Annotated in this window: 20 protein-coding genes; 13 read left to right on the top strand and 7 right to left on the bottom strand. The window is 47.6% G+C overall.

What is annotated here, in order from left to right; genetic code table 11:
- The first annotated feature begins 155 nt into the window (after positions 1 to 155).
- The 7 genes from aroB (at position 156) to AMD24_RS03450 (ending at position 9,149) form a co-directional block, all read left to right on the top strand.
- Positions 156 to 1,238 carry a 3-dehydroquinate synthase gene (aroB, locus tag AMD24_RS03480; RefSeq protein WP_062100898.1) on the top strand — a complete coding sequence of 361 codons (1,083 nt, stop codon included), beginning with the start codon at positions 156 to 158 and terminating at the stop codon, positions 1,236 to 1,238.
- Between the two features lie 585 nt (positions 1,239 to 1,823).
- Positions 1,824 to 2,585, top strand: a complete 762-nt coding sequence (locus AMD24_RS03475) for a YebC/PmpR family DNA-binding transcriptional regulator (protein ID WP_062100678.1) — start codon at positions 1,824 to 1,826, stop codon at positions 2,583 to 2,585.
- 18 nt (positions 2,586 to 2,603) lie between these two features.
- Positions 2,604 to 3,962 carry a transcription termination factor Rho gene (gene rho / locus AMD24_RS03470; RefSeq protein WP_235503180.1) on the top strand — a complete coding sequence of 453 codons (1,359 nt, stop codon included), beginning with the start codon at positions 2,604 to 2,606 and terminating at the stop codon, positions 3,960 to 3,962.
- A 59-nt stretch (positions 3,963 to 4,021) separates the two neighbouring features.
- Positions 4,022 to 4,534: a methylated-DNA--[protein]-cysteine S-methyltransferase gene (locus AMD24_RS03465; protein ID WP_062100677.1), complete on the top strand. Its 513-nt coding sequence runs from the start codon at positions 4,022 to 4,024 to the stop codon at positions 4,532 to 4,534.
- A 937-nt stretch (positions 4,535 to 5,471) separates the two neighbouring features.
- A complete protein-coding gene (gene zwf, locus AMD24_RS03460; RefSeq protein ID WP_062100676.1) occupies positions 5,472 to 6,956 on the top strand; it encodes a glucose-6-phosphate dehydrogenase in 1,485 nt (494 codons plus the stop codon).
- 158 nt (positions 6,957 to 7,114) lie between these two features.
- Positions 7,115 to 8,812 carry a 30S ribosomal protein S1 gene (locus tag AMD24_RS03455; RefSeq protein WP_062100675.1) on the top strand — a complete coding sequence of 566 codons (1,698 nt, stop codon included), beginning with the start codon at positions 7,115 to 7,117 and terminating at the stop codon, positions 8,810 to 8,812.
- A 1-nt stretch (position 8,813) separates the two neighbouring features.
- The gene (locus tag AMD24_RS03450; RefSeq protein ID WP_062100674.1) at positions 8,814 to 9,149 is read left to right on the top strand and encodes a glutaredoxin family protein; all 336 of its coding nucleotides are present in this window, start codon (positions 8,814 to 8,816) and stop codon (positions 9,147 to 9,149) included.
- 75 nt (positions 9,150 to 9,224) lie between these two features.
- Here the strand turns inward: AMD24_RS03450 and der are convergent, their stop codons facing one another.
- Together der and AMD24_RS03440 are read right to left on the bottom strand one after the other, a co-directional pair.
- Entirely contained in the window at positions 9,225 to 10,628 is a 1,404-nt protein-coding gene (gene der / locus AMD24_RS03445; RefSeq protein WP_082383051.1) for a ribosome biogenesis GTPase Der, read from the bottom strand.
- Positions 10,629 to 10,634: 6 nt separating this feature from the next.
- Positions 10,635 to 11,276 carry a CDP-alcohol phosphatidyltransferase family protein gene (locus AMD24_RS03440; protein WP_082383050.1) on the bottom strand — a complete coding sequence of 214 codons (642 nt, stop codon included), beginning with the start codon at positions 11,274 to 11,276 and terminating at the stop codon, positions 10,635 to 10,637.
- A gap of 169 nt (positions 11,277 to 11,445) precedes the next feature.
- Between AMD24_RS03440 and AMD24_RS03435 the strand changes: the two genes are divergently transcribed.
- Positions 11,446 to 12,261 carry a phytoene/squalene synthase family protein gene (locus AMD24_RS03435; protein ID WP_158404386.1) on the top strand — a complete coding sequence of 272 codons (816 nt, stop codon included), beginning with the start codon at positions 11,446 to 11,448 and terminating at the stop codon, positions 12,259 to 12,261.
- 11 nt (positions 12,262 to 12,272) lie between these two features.
- On the opposite strand, the gene AMD24_RS03430 is transcribed toward AMD24_RS03435, so the two are convergent.
- From AMD24_RS03430 to AMD24_RS03420, 3 genes are read right to left on the bottom strand one after another with little or no spacing between them, the layout of a single operon-like run.
- Positions 12,273 to 12,752, bottom strand: a complete 480-nt coding sequence (locus AMD24_RS03430) for a hypothetical protein (RefSeq protein WP_062100670.1) — start codon at positions 12,750 to 12,752, stop codon at positions 12,273 to 12,275.
- Positions 12,753 to 12,759: 7 nt separating this feature from the next.
- Positions 12,760 to 13,776, bottom strand: a complete 1,017-nt coding sequence (floA, locus tag AMD24_RS03425) for a flotillin-like protein FloA (RefSeq protein WP_062100669.1) — start codon at positions 13,774 to 13,776, stop codon at positions 12,760 to 12,762.
- 50 nt (positions 13,777 to 13,826) lie between these two features.
- Positions 13,827 to 14,291 (bottom strand): NfeD family protein, encoded by a 465-nt coding sequence (locus AMD24_RS03420; RefSeq protein WP_062100668.1) that lies wholly within the window; start codon positions 14,289 to 14,291, stop codon positions 13,827 to 13,829.
- 678 nt (positions 14,292 to 14,969) lie between these two features.
- Here AMD24_RS03420 and AMD24_RS03415 point away from each other — a divergent pair.
- From AMD24_RS03415 to AMD24_RS03400, 4 genes are all read left to right on the top strand, one after another.
- Positions 14,970 to 15,740 carry a succinate dehydrogenase cytochrome b subunit gene (locus AMD24_RS03415; RefSeq protein WP_082383049.1) on the top strand — a complete coding sequence of 257 codons (771 nt, stop codon included), beginning with the start codon at positions 14,970 to 14,972 and terminating at the stop codon, positions 15,738 to 15,740.
- Positions 15,741 to 15,744: 4 nt separating this feature from the next.
- Positions 15,745 to 17,664: a fumarate reductase/succinate dehydrogenase flavoprotein subunit gene (locus tag AMD24_RS03410; protein WP_062100666.1), complete on the top strand. Its 1,920-nt coding sequence runs from the start codon at positions 15,745 to 15,747 to the stop codon at positions 17,662 to 17,664.
- Positions 17,665 to 17,680: 16 nt separating this feature from the next.
- Positions 17,681 to 18,448, top strand: a complete 768-nt coding sequence (locus AMD24_RS03405) for a succinate dehydrogenase/fumarate reductase iron-sulfur subunit (protein ID WP_062100896.1) — start codon at positions 17,681 to 17,683, stop codon at positions 18,446 to 18,448.
- Positions 18,449 to 18,676: 228 nt separating this feature from the next.
- A complete protein-coding gene (locus AMD24_RS03400) occupies positions 18,677 to 19,384 on the top strand; it encodes a hypothetical protein (RefSeq protein ID WP_062100665.1) in 708 nt (235 codons plus the stop codon).
- A gap of 304 nt (positions 19,385 to 19,688) precedes the next feature.
- Here the strand turns inward: AMD24_RS03400 and AMD24_RS03395 are convergent, their stop codons facing one another.
- On the bottom strand, positions 19,689 to 19,991 hold the full coding sequence (locus AMD24_RS03395) for a hypothetical protein (protein WP_062100895.1): 303 nt from the start codon (positions 19,989 to 19,991) through the stop codon (positions 19,689 to 19,691).
- 240 nt (positions 19,992 to 20,231) lie between these two features.
- Between AMD24_RS03395 and glk the strand changes: the two genes are divergently transcribed.
- Positions 20,232 to 21,263: a glucokinase gene (glk, locus tag AMD24_RS03390; protein WP_062100664.1), complete on the top strand. Its 1,032-nt coding sequence runs from the start codon at positions 20,232 to 20,234 to the stop codon at positions 21,261 to 21,263.
- A gap of 104 nt (positions 21,264 to 21,367) precedes the next feature.
- On the opposite strand, the gene AMD24_RS03385 is transcribed toward glk, so the two are convergent.
- Positions 21,368 to 23,941, bottom strand: a complete 2,574-nt coding sequence (locus AMD24_RS03385) for a ribonucleoside-diphosphate reductase subunit alpha (RefSeq protein WP_062100663.1) — start codon at positions 23,939 to 23,941, stop codon at positions 21,368 to 21,370.
- Between the last annotated feature and the right edge of the window lie 286 nt (positions 23,942 to 24,227).

The raw sequence follows: 24,227 nt of genomic DNA, 5'->3' as shown, positions 1-24,227 counted from the left end.
CACGAGTTAAAGAGACTCTCGTTAGTATAGCCGTGGCTTTTATCAAGGATAGTTTCTACCTTGCGGCGAGCTTCCCTTGGTCTCCAAATCTCCCACTGTCTACAGCTGACAGGACTAGGCCCCGCGTTTATACAGGGAAAGATAACTTTTCTTCTATGTTAAAAATACCTATTTCTTGCTCGCATGCCTCCTATGACGTCCTTGTCGGTGGCGGGCTACTCACCCACAGTGGAGATCTCGTCGCCAAGATACTGGCCCCTAGTAGGTGTGCAGTCGTAACTGATTCTAATGTAGCAAGACATTACTTGCAGCCAGTACTTGCCTCCCTAAAAAATGTAGGATTTAAACCCATAACACTGGTGGTTCCCTCTGGAGAGCGATCTAAATCTTTCCGCCAGGTATACAACCTGTGTCATAGTATGGTCGTAGCTGGCTTAGACCGAAAATCTGTTTTGTTTTCCCTTGGAGGCGGTGTTATCGGGGATCTGTCGGGGTTCGCTGCGGCAATTTTTCAGCGCGGGATTCCGCTCGTGCAACTCCCGACGACTGTCACTGCCCAAGTGGATAGTTCGGTTGGTGGAAAAACTGGCGTTAATGTTGCGGCGGGAAAAAATTTGATTGGAGCCTTTCATCAGCCCCAATTGGTCATTGCGGATCCCCTTACACTAAACACATTGCCAAATCGGGAATATTGGGAGGGGTTTGCAGAAATAGTAAAACACGCCATCATCCAGGATATGGCGATGCTAAAAACCTTGTCCCCCGAGCGGCCAAAAGATCTGAGTGCTCTTATTGCCAGGAACATAACTGTCAAATCCGCTCTCATTGCCTCTGACGAAGGGGATAAAAGTGGACTACGTGCGCTTCTAAACTTCGGGCACACCATTGGACATGGAATTGAGACTGCTGCTGGTTATGGTTCACTCTTCCATGGAGAGGCCATTAGTCTTGGTATCATAGCTGCGCTTTGGCTTTCGAAACGTTTCTCAGGGCTCCTGCAATCTGATTTGGAATATATTGCGAGAATCCTACAGCGCCTTTCTCTTCCTATCGTACTCCCTGACAGGATTCTTACTGACTCCGTCCTAACCACTATGAGAAAGGACAAGAAGTTCGAGCAAGGGAAGCCACGCTTTGTGCTCACTCACCGCCTAGGGAGTGCCTATCTGAGCGACGAGGTTGACCTACAGGACGCCCGTTCTGCAATTGAATTCCTCAGAAAGCTCCAGCCGAACTAGCCGGTAACTTTTTAGCAAGCAGGCCAATTTTATTGGCAAACGAGCGACGGTGTCCTCTCGCTTAGGTTACGAGATTACGATTGGATATTAAGTCGCAGTATTGGGACACCTCAAGACGGTTGCAGTTGTCTCCTTAGGCTCGGTCATTTTTAGCTCGTAGTTAAGCTCAATATTGACCACTACAATCTACTATGATGTTGTAATGTGTTTAGTTTTAATGCTACTGCTACTGGTAGCGGTATTTAGTGTAACTGAGCAGGGGTGGGCGTGTGTGTTTTACCCTCTGGACGGAGGGCCTTTGGGTTTCTGGCACCTTTTGTACTTCTGTTTCTGTTGAAGTTGGGCTGGAAGGAGGTGTCTTGGCTAAGCAGGTGCGGCGTCTAGGTTTTCAGTTGACAGAAGAGGCGAAAAGCGTTCTTTGGTAGGTTTTGGATCCCCCCCCTGGGTGCTCAGACCGTTTCTGACCTCACAAGCACGGGAGTAGAATCTTCACTAATCCTGATAGAGTCTTCGCAAGAGCGTACGCATCAGGTCAAGGTACACCTTCTTACCAAGAAAGCGAAAAGCAGATTTGTTAATTACTTCATGGCCGGCCACAGTAAATGGTCGAAAGTTAAGCGTTTGAAGGGGACCCTAGACGCGAAACGCGGCAAGCTCTTCTCTAAACTTTCAAAGGAAATCATGATTGCTGCCAGATTGGGCGGGGGAAACTTCCTATTGAATCCCCGACTCAGAGCTGCAGTTCAATCTGCACGATCTAAAAGTATGCCAAACGAAAACATTGTACGGGCCATCAAAAGGGGAGAACGAGCAGCATCCGCTACTGTTAGCAGTGTAGAACAAGTACTCTATGAGGGTTACGGTGCAGGAGGTGTTGCTCTCATTGTGGAGGCAGCCACTGATAATAGAAACCGAACTGCCGCTGTTTTACGCTCCTTGTTTTCCAAAAAACAAGGGGTTTTAGGTGGTCCTGGCAGCGTGTCTCATCTTTTCCTCCGAAAGGGACAAATCTTCGTCTCAAAAAGTGCTCTGCAAGAAGAGCGGCTTTTGGAAGCAGCGCTGCAGGCTGGGGCTGAAGACCTTGTCTATTACGACGAATCTTTTGCTGTCCTTACATCTCCTAACCAGTTCCACCTAGTTGCGGAATCCTTGAGGAATTTCCAAGTCCCGATTGAATCTCAGCAGCTAACCTTCCTTCCACAAAGAATCGTGCATATTAGTGATCTGCAAACAGCTTCTTACATTCTCCAGCTTTGCGATGTATTGGAAAACCATGATGATGTTCTGCACGTCCACTCTAATTTTGATATCTCAGAAGAGTTGCTCGCAAAAATCCACCCAAATTGATCCAAACATCTGCGTGATATGATTGAAGAAAAAGAAACCGCTGATACAAAGCCTAGGCGCAAACGTGCGGCGCATTTGCGCCATCCAAAGAAAAACGCTCCCACTCGGGCCTTCCCTACTTCTACCATGGGCCCTCTCCCGCAGTCTTCTGCTCTAACTGCTTCCCCAGGAAACACACTCACTCTTACAGATAAGGAAGGTACAACCCCTTCTACTGCAGAGTCCCCGACGCAGTATCATGCTGAAGAATATTCAGGTTCTTCCTCCGTACATGTTCCTTCTTACGCAGAGGGAATTATAGAAGTATCAGGTAAGGGGTTCGGCTTTCTGAGGGAAGCGAGGCGGAATTTTGCACAATCCCAGAATGATGTCTTTGTTACTCCAGAGGTTGTGCGTAAACACGGTCTCCGAGACGGGATGAAAATTAAGGGCGAGACTCGCCGAGGTAGCCGTGGCCTCCAGCTTTTCAGACTTATCGGAATTGAGGGAGAGGTACCAGGTATTGTTCGAAACTTTCCCATCTTTGAAGAGCTAACAACAGTTAATCCAAAAGCCAGAATAAGACTTGAGACAATCCCAGAGCGTTTTACAACCCGCATCATGGACCTTATAGCGCCCATTGGGCGCGGACAGCGAGGTTTAATTGTGGCCCCCCCACGTACTGGAAAAACTACACTTCTTCAGCATATCGCAGAAGCAGTGGTAAAAAATTACCCGGAAATGGGGTTAATTATTCTCCTTGTGGACGAGCGCCCCGAGGAGGTGACAGAAATCCGTAGGACAGTCCCTCAGGCTGCACTCATGGCTAGTTCCAACGACAGTGACATTAAAAGCCACACCCGTGTTGCCCAGTTAGCCATCGAACGAGCCAAACGCCTTGTAGAGATGGGAAAGCATGTTTTTGTCCTTATGGATTCCCTGACCCGTATCGGGAGAGCGTTTAATAACGTACAAAGTGGAGGGGGGCGTACCATGTCTGGCGGAGTCGATTCTAGAGCACTGGAAATTCCCCGTAAACTTTTTGCAGCTGCCCGCAACACTGAGGAGGCTGGATCTCTCACCATCATGGCTACGGCTCTCATTGACACGGGCAGTCGCATGGACGAACTGATCTTCCAAGAATTCAAAGGAACTGGAAATATGGAACTCGTTTTAGACCGTAAAATCAGTGATCAGCGCATCTATCCAGCAGTAGACATTTTCCTCTCTGGCACTCGCCGCGAAGAGCTGCTTCTTCCGGAGCAAGACCTCCACAAGGTAAACATTATCCGCCGTGGTTTAGCTGGACACAAGCCAATTGAGGCCATTGAGAGGCTGCTATTTTTTGTCCAAAAATACTCTTCCAATGCAGAAATGTTGCATAATATTCCAGGATAGGAGTCGTCAGAGTTTGTTATGAGTGAAGAACTCTCCTGCGCTTACCTCCACAGGCTGTGATGAGTAACATAAGCTGCTTCCCTTCAGCAAGTAGGGCCATTCGTGTTTCCACTTTACTCGGAGAGATGCTATTGGCTGCAGACGACCGTGCATTGGTTTACGCCTCTTTTCTCGATACATTTCCCCATGGTTTACCTCCCATCTCAAACCTAGGGGAACACTCAAGCAGCTTCTTCCAAGAGGTTTCTTACCAAATTGACAATTATCTCCACGGTAGGCAAAGGAGATTTACGATTCCTGTCCGTCCCCAGGGGTCCTACTTCAGCTGCAAGGTATGGAGCGCACTGATGAAAGTTCCATGTGGTTCGTGGACAACTTACGGAGAAATAGCCAGTGACTTGGGTCACCCGAAAGCTGTTCGCGCTGTTGGTGCAGCTTGTCGAAGAAATCCAATTGCCATCTTTATTCCTTGTCATCGTGTCCTAGGTAGGACTCGACAACTCGTCGGTTACACCGGTGGCCTACATCGCAAGGCACTGCTCCTGCGTCTCGAGGGGATCTTTTATCTCTAATTGGGAGTGGGGTGGACAATTAAAATTTCTTCTGAATTCAAAGATTAATTTTTGTAAAAACTTAACTTCTGCCCATCTCAAACCAGTTAAGCAAGAAGACCGAGGACTCTAGTTCCCAACGGTGCCATTCTCATTTTTGGTAAAGTACCCAGGAAAAGCGTGCGCTTCCTCCAGAAGGACGCTTGCTCGTACCTAGGCGTGTTGGGTCGCAGCCGGCCTAGGTTTTGCTTAAAAATCTGCTGGATTTCAAGTTGGTATGGATTACGTGTCGGCCATTTTGGGAAAATGTTTAACATGGAGCAACTCATCCGAGCTAGTGGGTGTTCTAGGGTTTCAGACTTGTGATTGACATAGAAGTTCTCCAAGCCATTATTCCAAAGCCCCTTCCCTTAGAGGATTCTGGCCTCAGGGAGAGGGAAGCAAGGAGAGCAAGATAGAATACGTTGCGCCGTGGCCACGTGGTGTAGCCGTTGAGGTTTCCTTAACGCCACAAAGATTGAATGCAGTCAGCAGCACAGGGTATAGCATCAGGCATTTCGATAACGCGAGAATGCCAACCCCTGCAAGCCCACATGCCACTCCGAAAAATGTGGGCTGGCTTAAGCAGCAGGCTCTTCAGGGCTCTCAACAAGCACAAAAAAAGCACATGCAATGCTTAGCCGCCGTCTTTTCTGTTTCCATATCGACAAGACTATGAAACAGTGGGAAGCAACCGTCCAAACTATCCTTGTTAGCAGGGTATCTCGCCTTAACAAATCTCGTTTCATATGCTTGGCGATCCCTTTAAACTGAGGTAGCAAGAGAAACTGGCTGATGGACTTTCCATCAGAATGGTTTAATTATGTCGACTGTAGGAAGCCATATAGACTATACTGCGTAGCTTTGCGGGGGATCTTATGGGTCTGATCCTCACGTTGGTTGTCCCACTTATCGGTTCATGCCATCACAGCCTTGCACTCTAATCATCTTCGGGGCCACTGGTGATCTCACACACCGCAAACTTATTCCAGCACTCTATAACCTCTGGATAGATGGCAATTTATCCTCGGCTCTAACTATACTAGGGTTTGCAAGGAGAGAAAAAACCAACGAACAGTTCCGTTCCGAGCTGAAAGAAACGGCAGAGGAATTTTCCCGCCAGAAGATTGATGGAACACGTTGGGAACACTTCGCCTCCTCGATTTACTATTGCAGGGGAGCATTTGGGGCAACAGAGCAATATACTTCTCTTGCCAAGACTCTAGATGCACTGGATACACAACGAGGGACATGTGGCAACCGTCTCTTTTATCTGGCAGCAGCTCCTGAGCAATTTGAAACAATCCTGGAGAATCTTAGGCAGAGCGAATTGAGTACAACTCGTGCAAATAGCTGGACACGTATCGTTATAGAGAAGCCGTTTGGAACGGACCTTTTGAGTGCTCAGCGCTTAAACTCGCTAGTTGAGGGAGTTTGTCCAGAGCATAGTACTTATCGCATTGATCATTATCTTGGAAAGGAAACTGCTCAGAATATTATGGTCCTACGCTTTGCAAATGCCTTGTTTGAAGCAGTATGGAACGCTCGCTATATTCACCATGTGCAAATTACAGCAAGTGAAACTATTGGTGTGGAAGGCCGCGCAGGTTACTATGAGCAGGCAGGCGCTCTGCGAGACATAGTACAAAATCATCTGCTACAGCTTCTCTGTCTCATCGCAATGGAACCGCCAATTGATCTGGGAGCTGATAGTATTCGTGATGAAAAAGTCAAAGTATTACGCTCCCTACGTCCTATCGTAGGGAATGAGGTACCTCTCTACGTGGTGCGAGCCCAATATATGGCCGGTACTATTAATGGTCGGGAGGTACTTGCCTACCGTGAAGAACGTGGTGTGCATCCGCAGTCTTTTACAGAAACCTTTGTGGCTCTCCACGTAAATATTGACAATTGGCGCTGGGCTGGAGTCCCATTCTTTATCCGAGTTGGTAAGCGTCTTCCCAAACGGAGAACGGAAATTGCCGTCCATTTTAAGAGTGTCCCACATATCCTCTTTAAGAAGGCTATCCAAGAGGTAGAAGAGAATGTCTTAGCCATTTGTATTCAACCTGACGAAGGTGTATTCCTTCAGGTGAGTGCCAAACTTCCAGGTTCTACTGTACGTATCCAACCGGTTAAGATGAATTTTCATTATGGTACCTCCTTTGGAAGGGCTACCCCAGAAGCCTATGAACGACTTCTGTTGGATGCTATAAACGGCGATGCATCACTCTTTGCCCGCCGCGATGAAGTAGAAGAAGCCTGGAGATTTGTGGATGGCATCCGCTCCCATTGGAATACCTCCTCCACGAAGGACGTCGCCTTTTATCCAGCGGGAAGCTGGGGTTCTTCGGAGGCAGATCGTCTCACTGAGGTATGCGGTGCAAAATGGAGGCGTTTGTAACGCCGACAAAATACTGCTTGATTGAGCTGTCTTACAGCAGTAAGTGGTTAGTCACCAAACAGTGCAATCCGTGACCCTTTCCCCGTTTAAGAAAAAGTAACCGGAGGGGGGTACCTGTAAAGGGTGCTCGTGCGTTTGCTCAACATAACTTTTCATATATGGCCGAACAGGCAGAATTACAGGAATTAATAGCTAGGTCCGTCAAAAATTATAGAGAGGGAAGTATTATCAAAGGATTCATACTAGAGGTTCGTCCAAGGGAGTTTTTGGTGGATATTGGATACAAGTCGGAGGGTATCATCCCCGCCGCAGAGTTTGATAACCCAACGGAGGTGGAAGTTGGAGACGAGGTCGAGGTCTTGCTTGAGCGGCTAGAGAATGAGGAGGGAATGTGCATCCTCTCTAAAGAAAAGGCCGCCCAGCGCCAGAATTGGGAAAAAATCGTCTCCGTCTTCCAAAGGGAAGGCCTCGTCCAGGGAAAAGTTAAGGGAATCGTCAAGGGGGGCCTTGTGGTAAACGTAGGTGTAGAAGCCTTCTTACCTGCCTCACAGATTGACATTACTCCTCCTCGGGATCTGCAGCAATTTATCGGCAACGTCTACAACTTTAAGATCGTAAAAATCAATGAAGACCGTAAGAACGTGGTTCTAAGCCGTCGCGAAATCATTGAGAAGGAACGCTCCGAAAAGCGCTCCAGATTTCTAAGTTCGGTCCAGATTGGGGATATAGTCCATGGTGTCATCAAGAACATCACCGATTTTGGTGCGTTTATCGATTTGGATGGCATTGATGGCCTCCTCCACGTTACCGATATCTCCTGGGTCCGAGTGGACCATCCTAGTGCCATGCTCAGGGTAGGACAGTCTGTGAGGGTAGTTGTCCTGGACGTCAACAAGGAAAAAGAGCGTGTCTCCCTCGGCCTCAAGCAGACACAAGATAACCCTTGGGAGAGGATTGAGGAGCGCTTCCCCACTGGACAGGTCGTTAGTGGCACTGTCACTAACTTGATGCCCTACGGGGCCTTCGTGCAAGTTGAGGAAGGGGTAGAAGGGTTAATCCACGTTTCTGAACTATCTTGGACCGAGCGTATTGCGCGGCCTTCAGACGTTCTCAATCTGGGACAGCAAGTTCAAGCAGTTGTATTAGGTGTAAACAAAGAGGAGCAGAAGATTTCCTTGGGGATACGCCAGTTGACACCCAATCCATGGGATGAGATTGAGCAGCGTTATATCATTGGTAAGAAAGTATCTGGAAAGGTTCGCAATATGACTGCCTATGGGGCTTTTGTTGAATTGGAAGATGGAATTGATGGTATGGTGCACATTTCAGACTTAAGTTGGACGCGAAAAATCAACCATCCCAGTGAGATCTTGCAGAAAGGACAGAAAATGGAGGCTATTGTCATTGATATTGACAAGTCGAACCAGCGTATCAGCCTTGGCTATAAACACCTCGAGGAGGATCCGTGGAAAGAAATGGATAAGCGCTTTCATCTTGGTGACCTTGTCCACGGAACTGTCACTAAAATCGCTAGTTTTGGCGCCTTTGTAGAACTAGAGGGTGGTATTGATGGACTAGTTCACATCTCCCAAATTAGCGAGAGTCATGTGGAAAAGGTAAAGGAGTTCCTTAAGATTGGGGACAAAGTGGAGGCTCGCGTCATCAAGGTGGATAGAAGTGAACGACGCATTGGCCTTTCAATTAAGGCAGCCAGTTACAGTAAGGAAGACTTACGGCGCGAAGGCGAAGCTTTCGGCGGCCTACGCCCTGGTGAAGACATGGTGGGCTTAGCCCAAGCTTTTCAGGCGGCGGAAGAAGAGTATCGTCCCAGTGATTCCAAGAAGAAAAATAGCTAACATGAAACAGAAATTACAAATAACTGCATATCTAAAACCATCCTGTGGGTGGAGCAATGGAGTGCGTGCTGTTCTTGAGAAGTACGCACTTCCCTATGAAGAGAAAGACATAACCATTAGCCCTCAGTTCCGCTTGGAAATGGAACAGAGAAGCAAACAGTCCCTCTCCCCTTGTGTGGTAGTAAATGGTCATATGCTAGCAGATATTAGCGGAGAAGAGCTGGAGCATTATTTGCTCTCCAGCAAACTAGTAGAGGACGCCCCACATCACACAACAAGCGTCCCCCTAAACTCCCCTTGTTGTGTTGCCGCTGATGGGCAAAAAAAACGGGCATGAATGAAAGAGCCGTGGGGCCCTTTTGGGCTTTTCCCATCATCCACATCTCATCTACAAAGGGATGGAGCCAAGATCCTACTTTCCCTGCAAACGAAGCTCAATGGGTAGTCCGGGGAACCCCAGGTGTTTGCGGATCTGTCCTATTAGGTAAGTCTGATAGGTACCCACTAACAGCCCGGGATCATTTACAAAAAGTAGGAAGCGAGGAGTGGGGAACGGATGACAAGGTTCGGAGTGGACTTGGGTAGAATAGTAAACCTTCAGCCGCCTGTTCCTGCGTACCGGAGGGGGGTGCTTTCGTAAGGCATCCTGTAGTAGGCGGTTGAGCTCTCCGGTCCCTATACGACATGCTGCACATTGGGAAACCTTGCGGATAACAGTAAAGATTTGCTGAACGTGCTCGCGTGTTTTTGCAGAGAGCATGACGACAGGCGCAAAATTTATGAAAAACAAGTCGCGTTTTGTCTCCTTTGCAAGCTCACGCAGAAATTTCTGCTGCCCATCCTGAGGTTTGACTAAGTCCCACTTATTGAGGAGGATGACCACCGCTTTACACGCTTTCTGAATGAGGCCCGCGATCTTTTTGTCCTGGCTCGTTACGCCCGACTGGGCATCTAGCGCTAGCAAGCAAAGATCGGCATGTTCGATAGCCTTCATCGAGCGCACTATACTAAAAGCCTCCACAGAGGCTTTCCCTTTGGAAGGGTGACGTATCCCAGCCGTATCGCAGAACGTGTAGCAGGCTCCACGACAAGTGCAAGTGACATCCACGGTATCCCTGGTGGTACCTGGAACCTCGCTTACGATCATCCTATCTTCTTCAAGAATAGCATTAATTAGAGAAGACTTTCCTACGTTAGGTCGACCCACAACTGTAATACGTGGAGCATCTTTCCAAGCTGTTTGTGCCGCCTGTTTAGTTTTATCAGACAGCAACCGGTCAATAAGCAGTATTAACTCCGTAATTCCCCGTCCATGGATAGCACTCACGCCTATGCAAAACTCGAACCCTAAGCTTGCAAAATCCGCTACCATGCTCTCCTGTCCCTCATGGTCTATTTTATTGACTACTAGTATCAAGGGTCGCCTAGCAGTTGCGTGCAACCACTTGGAGAGTTCCTTATCTAAGGGTACGACTCCTGTTTGAGCATCTGCCATGAAGAGTAGCAATTCTGCATCTTTCATCGCTGCTTCTGCAGCAGAGGTAGTTTCAGAAGAGAAGTCTGAATTCCACTCCATGCTAACTCCTCCAGTATCTGTGATCTTAAATGGGGATTTTCCTAGATAACAAACGGCAACAACACAGTCCCTGGTTGTACCTGGCTGATTGTGAACGACAGAAATCCCTCTCCCCGCCAGACGATTAAATAGCGCTGACTTTCCTACATTAGGACGGCCTACAATAGCTACGGACCCTGCGCTGGAATAGCCGGATGAATGAAACAATGTCAGCCTTGGAGTACGACGAAAATGACCCACCTGCCCTCATTCCTTTCCGTCCAATTCGTCCCACTGTTGGCCATTTTTTCTGTTCCTTCGCTCAAGCCTCTTATACAAACCACGAAGGAAAAGTGTACCACGGTAAACATAATCTACCCCACTAATAAAAGTACAAACCCCCGCGATCCACACGGGATAGCAAAACAACGGAAACTGGAGCATAATCCATCCTACTGCCAACATTTGGAATGCTGTCGATATTTTTCCCAAAGAACTAGGCCGAATGTCAATACCACCCGAGGCATAAAAGAGCAAACTGCAGCCGAGGAAAAGCACTAAATCGTGAGTGACGACTAATAATGCAAACCACAGCGGCAGCACTATGGGCCATTTACTAAAGCTGAGAGCTAAAATTGCTGTAAGCAAAAGCCCCTTATCCGCAATAGGATCCAGAATACTCCCCAGCCGAGTATTCCCCCCGAACCGACGGGCCGCCCAACCGTCTAAGGCGTCAGTAGCACAAGCCAGAAGGAAAATTCCACTTGCCATTAAGCGCCACCACTCCTTGGGATTCCCTTCTACCACACTCATGCCATAATAGGTAGCTAGAAGGGCAAAAACTGGTATGAGAAAAATTCTAACTAAAGTAATCCAATTGGCTAAAGTCACTCCCCGGAAAATGCCCATTTCTTTAAAGGGAAAGATAGGGGAAATTCTTGAATCTGTTGGACTCCAGGTAAGCCTGGATCAGGAAAGCCTGCTCCTAGCATGAGAAACAACGAAAGAGAACCCAATTTCCTGACGACTCACTGAGGGGGGACTTAAATAAGTTTAACTGCTTCTTCCTATGGCCTTTATGATACCAGGGATTACCTCCTCCGCTGAGAAGGTATCGAACCTTGCGTTCGCCTTCTCACTCTTACGAGGACAAAAGTCAGCCGATATTCGCACACTTTATAAATTCTGCCGGTCGGTAGACGATATTGCTGATAGCCCTAATCTGTCAACAAAAGAGAAATCTCGCATGCTGGAGAGTTGGGCCGACGCGTTTATTGCATGCGATTACTCCCCATTTCCCAGCGAACTCTCCGATCTTATTTTTCGTCGAGCATTAAATCCGTCTCTCTTTTTAGAAATTATCCACGGGGTTTCCTCTGATCTACATCCAGTCTCATACCAGACTCTTTACGAGCTCCGTCGATACTGCTGGCGTGTGGCAAGTACAGTGGGACTTATCAGCATCCAGATCTTTGAATGTAAAGACCCACAAAGCTATACCTACGCTGAAATGCTCGGATTAGCACTCCAATTAACACACATCCTGCGCGATCTTGGTAAAGATGCCCAACTTGGTCGGGTTTATATTCCGGAGGAAGACCTTCAACATTTTCAGATTACTCGTCAGGCTCTTCTTCGCCGAGAGCGTGAACCGAGGTTCAGCGAACTTATGAGGTTTGAAAGTCAATGTATCCGCAAGCTTTTTGATGAGGTAAAAATGGTCTTCCCTCAGTCAGATCGCAAGAACCTTCTCCCAGCCGAAACCATGCGTTTTGCCTACGAAACTCTACTTGCCATAATGGAAGTAGATGGATTCCAGTCCCTCACGAAGCATTATACACTAAGCAGAGCTCAAAAAATATGGTGCGCGACAAAAGCTTTCATCTGCAGATAAAAAGTCATAGCCTAACGCATGCCCATCTGAGATGGGGCCCCAGCCACAGTCCCTACCAAAGCCCTTGGTGGACCAAGTACCTCACGTGCAACGATAGCATGCTGCAGTAGCGCCCGATCAAAAATCTGAAAAGACAAAGACCGCTGTCTTACTTGCGAGGTAACCTTCTTCTCAGCAAAAGTGGAGAAATCTATGCGCCCCTCAGATTTTTGGGACAAAAGCCGAGGTGACACTGGGGATAATTTTTCAGACGGAGGAAACGCTTTTTTTGATAGAGGACCCGGTGGCACCATGCTTTCCGGCAGGCCCAATGCCTCCATTAACTTTTTTTGAGATCTTTCCGCAGTAACCTGCGGTGGCTTTGCCCTCTCTTCTCGGACGCTTTCTCCTGGCTGGAACCTCTTTTTAAACAGCACTATAAAGATGAGCAAGGGCGCGACCAGCAGCAAGATTTGCTCTAGCCCAATGGGCAAGAAGAACTTTTCTTTCACACTTTGCTTATTCCTCCGGCCGAGGGCTTTCTGCAATGGTTTCTCGCATGTGAGTGTCTGACTGTAAGTTCTTCATACGCAAGTAGTCAAAAATACCCAAATTGCCCCTTCGAAAAGCCTCTGCCATCGCTTGTGGCACTTGCGCTTCAGCCTCTACTACCTTAGCCTGCATTTCCTGTGTCTTGGCTTTCATCTCTTGCTCGGAGGCAACTGCTGCCGCTCGACGCATTTCCGCCTTCGCTTGGGCAACTACTTTATCTGCTTCTGCCTGTTTTACCTGGAGTTTCGCCCCAACGTTCTCGCCAACATCTACATCGGCAATATCCACCGACAAAATCTCGAACGCGGTGCCGCTATCCAATCCTTTCTCCAGGACCACTTTAGAAATTCGATCGGGATTTTCCAAGACATCCTTGTAGGATGGGGAGGAACCAATAGCCGTAACGATACCTTCACCCACACGCGCAATGATAGTCTCTTCGGTAGCTCCACCCACAAAGCGATCGAGATTGGAACGCACTGTTACCCGCGCACGCACTTTTACGCCAATACCATCACGCGCAACAGCATCAATGGTCACCTTCCCAGTGGAAGGACTGGGACAATCAATCACCTTTGGATTAATGCTGGTGCGTACAGCTTCTAACACAGTTTTGCTAGTCCCCTTTATAGCAAGATCAATGGCACAGGCACGGTTAAAACTCAGGGGAATACTGGCCTTATCTGCAGCAACAAGAGCAAGTACGATATGAGACACGTTACCACCTGCTAGATAGTGAGCCTCTAGCAAATCAGTATCCGCTTCCAAACCAGCCTTGAGGGCCGTGATACGGTTATCCACGATGAGCCCTACTGGCACTCGCCTCAGTCTCATTCCAATAAGCTTGGAAAAAGGAACTGAAGCGTCCGCAATTTTAGCACGTAACCAAACCCCAAAAAAATTTGCGAGAACGAAGGAAAACAACAGTACTAGGACAACTACTGTAACTAGAAAAGTAGAAAAAAAGTAGGAGGGAATGCTCATCACTGTTAAGCCCTGGCTACAAGATCATATTCATATATGATCAGCAAGCTTTACCCGCAATCCGAAGCCTGTACAACCAGCCTTTGTCCGTCCTCAGCGATGACTGTAACGGACACGCCAGGAGCAATGAAGGATCCATCGCTTATAACGTCTCGTCGTTTCTCATTAACGAAAGCAATACCTGTAGGACGCAATGCAGAAAGAGTCACACCACGAGCTCCTATCATACGAGGACCGCCTGTCAAGGAAGATGAAAGGGATTCTCGGTTGGAAATACACTTCCCAATTGAGGAATATGCAAGGACTCTCAACCAGAGAAGAAATCCCATTGAACAAAGCACCCCTATTCCAGCAAAAACCCAGCTTCCTAAGATAGGGCCATATTCTGCGTACCCAAGTACCATTGCTGTAATAAGCGCCATCAATCCTAGTGCCCCCAGCATCATGCTTGGAAAAAATACTTCCGCTGACAAAAGTAAGAAACCAACCAGGGCGAAGATAAAGACTGTATGCATACAAGTTGTACTCAGCACCGACTTACTCTATCGACTCACTCTATCTTAAATGCTCAGGGAGTGCTATCTTCTTAGTGTACTGCAATGGCTCGTTTTCCTGTAATCCACTCTTGGAGAGTCCCTACAGTACGCAGAAAGGTGTCTTTAGTTTTATCTACCATTTGTCTACTAGGGTCCCGTACTTTGTATGCGAGAGTTAAGGCGGTGGACCTCTTATATCCAACCAGACCGGCCCTGTATCCACTCACTCCTCGATCGAGATCGAGAAGACCTACTAAGCTCCGACGCTAGGGGCAGTAGAACAGAACCGTCCTTCGCCGAGACTAGCAAATGGCAAACAACTGTTCCCGTGTAATCAAAAAGCTTGATCTGCCAAACTACTCCCTTACCGCTTATCCTTCTCAGCCTATAACTCGTACAATGAAACCATACCTGTTGTTTTTTCTCTTGAACGCTTGCAATCCTCAATGCTTGGTTAGGATCGATTTTTTAGGGTTCCCGTATCCAGCAGGCGTCGACCGTATCTCTCTTTAATTATTGCTACGGTAGCTACGTCTAGGCCGCATTTCCTTACCAAGGCGAGCTTGCTTTGGAAAGGGATAAATTTTATCCATGAATAAACTTTCAATGAACTGTTACCCTGGATTGCAAGCATAAGATTGCCAAAAGAAGTATTGAATGTCCCCCTTAATAGGGGTAATAGGACGTTCAGATATGTCGTCTCCTCCAACATGGACTACCTTGCGGGGAAATTCCTCCTCGCTAGGTTCCTCTGTTTGGGCACATTCTTCTGTGGGAAGTAAAACCATCGTCGCCCTCACCGGAATTATCCTCCTGTCTTTCCTGTTTGGGCACCTATTGGGGAACTTGACCGTTTACATGGGGCCAAGTTGGACCAACAGTTATGGGAAACATTTGCGAGACTTCTGGCCCGTCCTCTGGACAGTACGGATTATTCTTTTAGTAGCAGGCTTTCTTCACATTTACTTTACTGTAGCTCTATGGAGAGGAGCTGCAAAGGCTACCATAAAAAATGTTTTTCGCACACACATTCAAACGAGGCTTTTTAATCGCACAGTACGGCTGAGCGGGGTCAGCGTCTTTATCTTTGTCTTGTTCCATCTTTGTCATTTCACATGGGGACTTGTACAACCTGCGCATGCGCATTTAAAGACCCCTGATGGTGAACGTGATATATTCAGCATGATTGCTCATGGATTTCGCAATCCTTTTATTTCAGGGCTATATATCCTCGGTCTTTTTCTGCTTGCTTTCCATCTAAGCCATGGTGTTGGAAGTCTTTTCCAAACATTAGGTATTTCCAACCGAAAGTTTCGGCCAGTCTTTTGCGCTGCTGGTTATTTTATCGCATGGATGCTTTTTGTAGGCTACACTTCCATCCCTGTCTCCATTCTATTTTTTGGACTAGGTGCGGACTTTATAAGATGATAAAATGACGCTGGACGCGAAGATTCCCGGAGGGCCCCTTGGAAAGAAGTGGGCTCTATTCAAGGATACTGCAGGGCTTATCAGCCCCGCCAACAAGCGCAAGTTTAAGATACTGGTGGTAGGAAGCGGTCTGGCTGGAGCCTCAGCAGCGGCAACATTGGGGGAACAGGGATATCAGGTAAGGTGTTTTTGCTATCAAGATAGCCCCCGACGTGCTCACAGTATTGCAGCTCAAGGAGGGATTAACGCCGCAAAAAACTATCAAAACGATGGCGACAGTGTTTTTCGTCTTTTTTATGACACCATCAAAGGCGGGGACTTCCGATCACGTGAAGCCAATGTATATCGCCTCGCTGAAGTGAGTACTTTTATTATCGATCAATGTGTTGCACAGGGGGTCCCCTTTGCACGCGAGTATAGTGGACTTCTAGCTAATCGCTCTTTCGGAGGGGCTCAGGTCTCCAGAACCTTTTATGCCCGCGGCCAAACTGGGCAACAGCTTCTGTTAGGTGCTTATCAGGCCCTGCAGCGCCAAGTCGCCTTAGGACAGGTCGAGATGTTGCCACGCACAGAAATGCTCGACCTAATTCTAGTACACGGACACGCTAAGGGTATTGTTGTGCGTAACCTTGTAACCGGTAGGGTGGATAGCCACGCAGCTGATGCAGTGCTCCTTTGCACCGGTGGGTACAGCAATATTTTCTACCTTTCAACAAATGCAAAGGGCTGCAACGTGACTGCCACGTACAGGGCTTACAAGCAAGGCGCCTTATTTGCCAACCCCTGTTATACCCAAATCCATCCTACCTGCATTCCTGCCAGTGGAGATTACCAGTCTAAGCTTACCCTTATGTCTGAATCGTTGCGCAACGATGGTCGAGTCTGGGTACCCAAACGTAAAGAGGACTGTTTCAGGCCCCCCAGGGGTATCTCAGAAGTTGAAAGGGACTACTATCTTGAGCGTAAATATCCAGGCTATGGTAACCTAGCTCCCCGCGACATTGCCTCCCGCAGCGCGAAGGAAGTCTGCGATGAGGAACGTGGAATTGGCCCAGGAGGGCGTGGTGTTTACCTTGACTTCAGTGATGCTCTAAGAAGACTGGGACGCCCTATAATTGAGGAACGCTACGGCAACCTCTTCAAAATCTACAATAATATCACCGGGGAAGACGCTTACGAGTTGCCAATGCGCATCTACCCAGCGGTCCATTATACTATGGGTGGGCTTTGGGTTGACTACAATCTGATGAGTAATATTCCTGGTCTTTATGTTTTGGGGGAAGCCAATTTCTCTGATCATGGCGCTAATCGGCTTGGAGCTAGTGCCCTCATGCAGGGGCTTGCAGACGGCTATTTTATTATTCCTTACACCCTCACAGATTACCTTGTTACCCAATTGGGAGTCCAGCGGCCTTCGTCTGACCATCCTGCCTTTCGTAGCGCAGAGCACAGGGTAGGTACTCGCACTGCGCAACTGCTCTCTATCCGTGGCAACCGTTCAACAGACTCTTTCCACCGTGAATTAGGGTTGCTTTTATGGAACAACTGCGGCATGTCTCGTAGCCGAGAAGGCCTGCAGAGGGCACTCGAGGAGATTCCAAAGATCCGCGAGGAATTCTGGAGGAATGCTAGCATTCCAGGTACTGGAGAGGGGTTGAATCAGTCCTTGGAAAAGGCTGGCCGCATAGCTGATTTTTTGGAGTTTGGTGAGCTTCTTTGCTACGATGCTCTCCACCGAGAGGAATCCTGTGGAGGTCATTTCCGTATAGAGCATCAAACAGATGAGGGAGAAGCCCTTCGCGACGACGAAAACTATGCCTACGTAGCAGCATGGAAGTTTGATGGGGAACACGTTGCTCCTTCTCTCATAAAAGAGCACCTTGTATACGAATCCGTCCAGTTTGCTACACGAAGTTACAAATAGAGCCGTGCACACAGCCATGAATTTCCATCTTAAGGTTTGGCGACAGGCCGGCCCAAGAGAGCTCGGGAGAATGGTAGACTACGAAGCAAGGAATATTCCATCTGAGGCTTCATTTCTAGAAATGCTGGACATTGTCAATGAAGACCTTACCTCCCGGAGGGAGATTCCTATCCAGTTCGATCATGATTGCCGGGAAGGAATTTGTGGGACATGTGGCCTGACAATCAATGGCGTCCCGCATGGCCATGGCTGTACGGGAGGTGAGACTACTTGCCAGCTTTACATGCGGAAATTTTCTAATGGTTCAACTATTTACATCGAACCCTTTCGGGCTACTTCATTTCCTGTTCTCTGTGACCTTTCTGTCGACCGTTCTGCGTTTGACCGTATCATTCAAGCAGGCGGCTTCATTAGCGAACGATCTGGTTCTGCTTCGGACGCAAATGCCCATCCTATTCCAAAAGCCACCGCTGAGTTAGCTATGGATGCTGCAGCATGCATTGGTTGTGGAGCCTGCGTGGCCGCTTGTCCAAATAGTTCCGCTATGCTCTTTGTCGCTGCAAAAGTGACGCACTTGGAACTCCTGCCACAAGGGAGACTGGAAGCTCGGCAGCGTGTTCTCAATATGATACATGCCACGGATGCCGAGGGATTTGGAGGATGTTCCAATTTTTACGAGTGTGAGGCCGTCTGTCCTGCAAGCATTCCAGTAGAATTTATCTCTAGAACGAACCGTCACTATACTATGGCATCTTTGAGGACAGCCATCGGTATTCCTGACTGACAAATTAGCACTTTTATGTAAGGAGGCTACACGCCGGGACGTACTTCGGCTGCCGAAAACGTGGTAAAGGATAGTACCGAAGGTAGGGAAGGTGGGAGGGTATCCGCGTACTTTAACTCAGGTGAGATTCATCCTTTGCTCGAAGATATCTATACGCAATGCCCAGTAATCCTACTAAGATAGCCTACTAAGATAGATATTATATCTTTGTGCTTTCTTAAGTTTTGTATGTTCCCCAGAACGAAGGTTGGTGGTAAGTCAGGCATCCGGCAAAGTGGAAAAGGCGATGCAGTCCAGAGTTCCAATAAGGGTTGTTCATCGTCGGCAAAAGTACGTGGTATAGTAGGGGATAAGTTTTTGTGCACGACCAGGCTTCTTTCCTCGCTTTGGCTTGCTCCTTTTCCTCGGGGACCTGTCTTTACCTTGATCAGTCAAATGCTGGGAGAAGATGGGTGGATGAACATTTTGCTGCCTGTTCTGGACCGATTTCTTGCTGAAGATGTACGTCTCATTGTCCTAGGTGATGTTCGAGATAAAGACGGATCCACACTCAGATTTATTGCTCGTAGACATGTCTCTAAATTCTCCTATCTACAGGAGTATGATGATTCGTGGGCCAATCGTGTCCTTAGAGGATCCCATGCGCTCTTAGCACCTACACCTATAACAGAAGAAGAGCCAGGTAGCATTTTCCTGACACGGGCATTAAGGTACGGAGCCATTCCGGTTGCCTCTGCCAGAAGGAGCCTCTGCAGGCTAGTGCAAGAGTACGATGAGACTAGCAATACAGGATATGGATTTATCTTTTATGATGCCACACCAAACGCGTTTTTGGATTCTGTACGTCAGAGCATTGAGATCTTTCAAAAGAAGAAGCTTTGGGAGAGTATGGTAGCTCGCGCCATACTTACCAGTTGCTCTCAGAAATTTCCGTAAGTGCTGTAGTCATGTGAGTTTACAAAGCCTTTTTATGGGGCATCAGTTTTAGAAACTTCGTGCCGAACCTATCTTTCTTTATTCTGAGCTTTTTCTTGGGGCCTCCCTGACGCATTTTTTCCGTTCTTCCACTGCAGGCAGAATCGACTGGTTCTCTTGTGTGCCCTTCCTGGGGGACTTCTTCTGGTTGCTCTCTTCTCCAACGCAGTCCCTTCTGCTTTCATGCGGAGATTCCTTCATGGAAGGAGACATTTGTCCTACTATATCAGGGCTCGCTTGGCGTGCTAAAAAGGAGGAGGGGTTTTTACTTAATAGCTAGAGGAGTGTCTGCTGCAGTCGATGCTTTAGCTAAAGAGGCCAACCCCCTATACTTCCTGCCACTTTTTTTAACCATCCCACGGGAGACAAGATTCTGAAGCTTTTCGTAAGCTCTCAAGCGCAACATCTCTTCACCGCCACTTGCAGCATTTCTGGCACGCAGTCTCTCGTGGACGATATCAAACAGATGTTTGAATTCAAAGGCACTGTTCCCTTTAAGAAGAGCAGCAACAAGCTCCTCCGTAACAAGGTCTGGAATCCGACGGGAGAAAGCACTTTTTCTTTGCATAAGGGAGTACACCGGAGTCTATCACTCTTTCAAAAAATATCCAGAAGGAATTTGTTAATGCCAAGCGGTTATTCGCAATAACTTACTCTTTCCCCGTCAGGAAAGGACACTCTTAGGGGAGCTATTCATTAGTTTCTGACAGGGAGACTTACCTATCATCCTTATTGCCAACTCTAGGTATCAATGGCATTGTCTGCCTTTGCCCTAACAAGCAAAACATTGCTAACATTACACTTCTTCATGCCCCCTCATCGATCAGAATACATTCTGGCAGGAGATATCGGCGGCACAAAATGCATCATTGCTCTTTTCAGCATAGACCACAATAAAACAGGAAAGCACCTAGTGCTACTAAGAACTCGCCGATATCCAAGCGCCTCCTTTCCACGTCTGAATACAATCTTACGTGGATTTCTTTTTAGAGAGACCTTCCCCATCCAGGCAGCATGCTTTGGAGTGCCCGGGCCTGTCCATAGAGATGAGGTTAAGTTAAGTAATTTGCCCTGGAGCATTCACAGCCAAGAGATTGCAGAGGAGTTTTCCATTCCTTCGGTACATCTTATCAATGACTTAGCTGCAAATGCGCATGGAATCACAGAACTAAAACTCTCCGATTTTCTGACTATTCAGGAAGGAAATCTCGAATTAGGTGCTGGCAACCGTTGTGTTATTTCCCCTGGAACAGGACTGGGTGAAGCTGGCATCTACTGGGATGGAAAACGCCACCAAGTTTGGGCTTGTGAAGGGGGGCATGCAGATTTTTCACCTCGCAGTGATCTGGAAATCGCTCTTTTACGCTATCTCACACGCCAATTTGGACATGTCAGCTATGAGCGCATTATTAGCGGTCAAGGTATCCAGAACATCTTTAATTTTTTGCAAAGTACAGGACGCATGGAGCCCTCACCAAGGGTGGTAGAAGAAATGGCAGAGCAACATGTTGCCTTTCAGGATGCTGCATACGTCGTCTCTAAGTATGCTCACGCAGGAACGTGTCCTGTTTGTGTACAAACCATGGAAATTTTTGTGGGATGTTTGGGTGCAGAAGCTGGAAATTTAGCCCTAAAAGTAATGGCTACCGGTGGGGTCTACCTAGGGGGCGGCATCCCCATACGAAATGCTGAATACATAAAAAGCTCTGTCTTTCTCCATGCATTTGCGGATAAGGGAAGGATGGGTTCTTTGATGAAAGCAATGCCCATCAAGATTATCCTAAATGATCAAACCGCCCTTCTAGGCGCAGCACGGTACGCTCTAGAATCTATGAGTTAAAAGGCAATTCTTCCAAAGAGAGGCCCTTCCCACGTTTGCTTTGCGGTGATGGAAGATTTTGGGGGCAAATTATGCCGTGCATAGGCACATAGCACCCGGTCAAGTCACTGGCAAGCCTCACACCCAAAGCTGACCTGGTGAGTTTCTAGGGAACAAACCGCTGCTGCACTTGCAGCCACTTTGGCAACTGTTCCACGGATCTTTTTCTTTGATTCGGAAAGAGTGATTTTTTCGATGTCAGAAGCACTCAGTATGCGAAGATAGTAGGTCGTTTTTAGTCCCTTTCTCCAAGCGGCACGGTACATGTGACTAAGGGTTTTCATGTCTGGATCTGCCAGAAAAAGGGTCACAGATTGAGATTGGTCGATCCACTTCTGGCGGCGTGCAGCGGCATCGACAATATAATTAAAGTCGATAGAAAATACTGTAAGGTGCTTCTCCTTAAGAGGCTTAGGGATATTTGGAATGTCTTCAAGCTCACCGTTAAAGTATTTGAGTTGGTCGAGCATATCTGAATTCCACAGCCCTTCCGCTTTCAGATCTAGAACAAGCTCCCTGTTAAGTACAACGAAATCACCACCTAAATTGCTCTTCACGTAAAGGTTGCGGAAATTTGGCTCAATACATGGAGTGGTCCCCATGATATTGGAGATAGTTGCAGTAGGAGCGATGGCAAGCACATTCGAATTGCGCATCCCCTGCTTACGTATCTTTTCGCGTACGATTTTCCAATCCATCCTACTACAGTCTCTTGGAACTTCTGTGAATCCTCCTCTTTCCTGCTCCAGAAGAGTAATAGTATCCTGGGGGAGGATGCCACGGTCCCATTTGGAGCCTGCATAACTCTCGTAAGTACCACGCTCAGCTGCGAGATCGCTAGAGGCACTGTAGGCGTAGAATGCAATTACTTCCATAAATTCGTCGTTAAACTCTATGGCCTCTTGTGAGGCAAAACCGATCCCACGCTTGTGTAGAGCATTTTGCAATCCCATCACGCCTAGCCCAATAGGGCGATGGCGTAGGCTACTTCTTCTAGCGGCTTCGATTGGATAAAAGTTAATATCAATAACATTATCTAGTGCACGCACAGCAGTCCGGATAGTATCTCTCAACATCGTGTGATCAATGCTGCCATCTTCAAGAATATGGCTATCTAAAACAATGGATCCAAGGTTGCAAACCGCTGTCTCCTCTTCGCTAGTATTAAGCGTAATCTCCGTGCAGAGGTTTGAGGAGTAGACCACACCAACGTGGTCCTGCGGTGAGCAAATATTGCAAGGGTCCTTAAAAGTTATCCAGGGATGACCTGTCTCAAAGACCATTCTGAGCATCTCCTTCCACAAATCAATCGCAGGTACCTCTTGTCCAAAGATCTGACCTCGACGTGCAAGGGTTTCATAATATTGATAACGTTCCTCAAATAACCGTCCGTAAAGTCCGTGAAGATCTCGGACCTCATTAGAGCGAAAAAGCATCCAGCTTTGCCGTGCTTCCATGCGCTTCATAAAGAGATCCGGAATCCAATTTGCTGTGTTCATATCATGGGTGCGCCGCCGCTCATCACCTGTATTGACACGCAGCTTGAGGAAGTCAAAAATATCGCTGTGCCATGTTTCTAAATAAGCGCAGCCAGAGCCTTTGCGCTTCCCCCCTTGGTTAACGGCCACCAACTGATCGTTGTGCAGTTTTAGAAACGGGATCACTCCCTGGCTTTCCCCATTAGTGCCTTTAATGTAACTACCAGTTCCACGTACCGCTGTCCACGACCCTCCAAGTCCCCCTGCCCACTTTGCGAGATAGGCATTATCTGCGATACCCCGTTGCATGATGGATTCGATACTATCATCCACCTTATAGAGGTAACATGAAGAAAGCTGACTATGCAGGGTGCCAGAGTTAAACAATGTAGGCGTAGAGGAACAAAACCTCCTATTTTTGTAGAGGCAATATAATTGCATGGCTAGGGCAGTACGATCCCCAAAGTCCTCAAGGAAGACACCCATGGCTACTCTCATCCAGAAAAACTGTGGGGTTTCAAGGCGGCGGATCGGCTTTACGGTTTTGTCTACTATAAGGTAGCGATCATAAAGGGTTTGCATTCCAAGATAATCAAAGTCTAAATCCGCAGAAGGATCTAATGCATCAGCTAGACGCCCCAAATCATAGGAGAGCAATCTCGGAGTTAAACGTTCAATAGTGATTGCCCTCTCCAAATATGTGCTAAAAGCTTTGCAGTGCGCTGCCTTTAGACCTTCAGCACCATCGCGCGCAATGTGCCAATCCAGCACCTCTTCATAAATGTAGGAAAGTAGAATACGACCTGCAAACCTGGAAAAATCGGCATCACGCTCAATTAGAGTCTTTGCATTCAAAATGACAGTTTTCCTGAGGACGTCTTCAGAAACTTCTATTCCAATGGAGCGACGCAACTCGCTCTCAATCTGTATGCTATTCAGACAAAGATCCAGACCAACTGAGGCAAACTGAATGCGGTGTTCTAGATCACTTCCATCCCAAAAGACACTTTGGCCTGTCATAGTACGGACGATAATAGGAGGTTCCTTTTGTTCAGGCGGACCAGAGAAGACCCGTCCAGATTTTTCATATCGTAGACGAGAGCGTTGAATACGGTAAAGGACGTGACTCTCTGTAACTTCGCTGTAGTGACCATCGCACATTAGCTCTTCTTATACCATATCTTGTATGTCCAGAAGGCAGACCAACAAGGTATCGCTGTTTTATAAAAATCGTTCGGGAACAGTAATTGCGATTTTTGATGCTGGGGATAGAAACTCTTCCACGGCAAGGAAAGCCTTTTTGAAAGCAGTCCTAACTTTGCTTCATGCCGAGACGCAGCAGGACTACTCTGCTGGATCGGAAGAGCAATTAGCCTGGAGGATCGGTCCCAAAGGGAACTGTTTCCATAGTAGTTACTACAACCCCTCGGAGAGCGACTAGATTTCA

This window comes from Candidatus Xiphinematobacter sp. Idaho Grape, from assembly GCF_001318295.1.
GTDB lineage: Bacteria > Verrucomicrobiota > Verrucomicrobiia > Chthoniobacterales > Xiphinematobacteraceae > Xiphinematobacter.
Note: the sequence above shows the minus strand (reverse complement) of the source record. Positions and strands in the feature narration are given on the sequence as shown.

Excerpts from the sequence above, each read along its gene's own strand:
- aroB (WP_062100898.1), top strand. The coding sequence starts at position 156 with ATGTTAAAAATACCTATTTCTTGCTCGCATGCCTCCTATGACGTCCTT.
- AMD24_RS03475 (WP_062100678.1), top strand. The coding sequence starts at position 1,824 with ATGGCCGGCCACAGTAAATGGTCGAAAGTTAAGCGTTTGAAGGGGACC.
- rho (WP_235503180.1), top strand. The coding sequence starts at position 2,604 with ATGATTGAAGAAAAAGAAACCGCTGATACAAAGCCTAGGCGCAAACGT.
- AMD24_RS03465 (WP_062100677.1), top strand. The coding sequence starts at position 4,022 with ATGAGTAACATAAGCTGCTTCCCTTCAGCAAGTAGGGCCATTCGTGTT.
- zwf (WP_062100676.1), top strand. The coding sequence starts at position 5,472 with ATGCCATCACAGCCTTGCACTCTAATCATCTTCGGGGCCACTGGTGAT.
- AMD24_RS03455 (WP_062100675.1), top strand. The coding sequence starts at position 7,115 with ATGGCCGAACAGGCAGAATTACAGGAATTAATAGCTAGGTCCGTCAAA.
- AMD24_RS03450 (WP_062100674.1), top strand. The coding sequence starts at position 8,814 with ATGAAACAGAAATTACAAATAACTGCATATCTAAAACCATCCTGTGGG.
- AMD24_RS03440 (WP_082383050.1), bottom strand. The coding sequence starts at position 11,276 with ATGGGCATTTTCCGGGGAGTGACTTTAGCCAATTGGATTACTTTAGTT.
- AMD24_RS03435 (WP_158404386.1), top strand. The coding sequence starts at position 11,446 with ATGATACCAGGGATTACCTCCTCCGCTGAGAAGGTATCGAACCTTGCG.
- floA (WP_062100669.1), bottom strand. The coding sequence starts at position 13,776 with ATGAGCATTCCCTCCTACTTTTTTTCTACTTTTCTAGTTACAGTAGTT.
- AMD24_RS03420 (WP_062100668.1), bottom strand. The coding sequence starts at position 14,291 with ATGCATACAGTCTTTATCTTCGCCCTGGTTGGTTTCTTACTTTTGTCA.
- AMD24_RS03415 (WP_082383049.1), top strand. The coding sequence starts at position 14,970 with ATGTCCCCCTTAATAGGGGTAATAGGACGTTCAGATATGTCGTCTCCT.
- AMD24_RS03410 (WP_062100666.1), top strand. The coding sequence starts at position 15,745 with ATGACGCTGGACGCGAAGATTCCCGGAGGGCCCCTTGGAAAGAAGTGG.
- AMD24_RS03405 (WP_062100896.1), top strand. The coding sequence starts at position 17,681 with ATGAATTTCCATCTTAAGGTTTGGCGACAGGCCGGCCCAAGAGAGCTC.
- AMD24_RS03400 (WP_062100665.1), top strand. The coding sequence starts at position 18,677 with ATGTTCCCCAGAACGAAGGTTGGTGGTAAGTCAGGCATCCGGCAAAGT.
- AMD24_RS03395 (WP_062100895.1), bottom strand. The coding sequence starts at position 19,991 with ATGCAAAGAAAAAGTGCTTTCTCCCGTCGGATTCCAGACCTTGTTACG.
- glk (WP_062100664.1), top strand. The coding sequence starts at position 20,232 with ATGCCCCCTCATCGATCAGAATACATTCTGGCAGGAGATATCGGCGGC.
- AMD24_RS03385 (WP_062100663.1), bottom strand. The coding sequence starts at position 23,941 with ATGTGCGATGGTCACTACAGCGAAGTTACAGAGAGTCACGTCCTTTAC.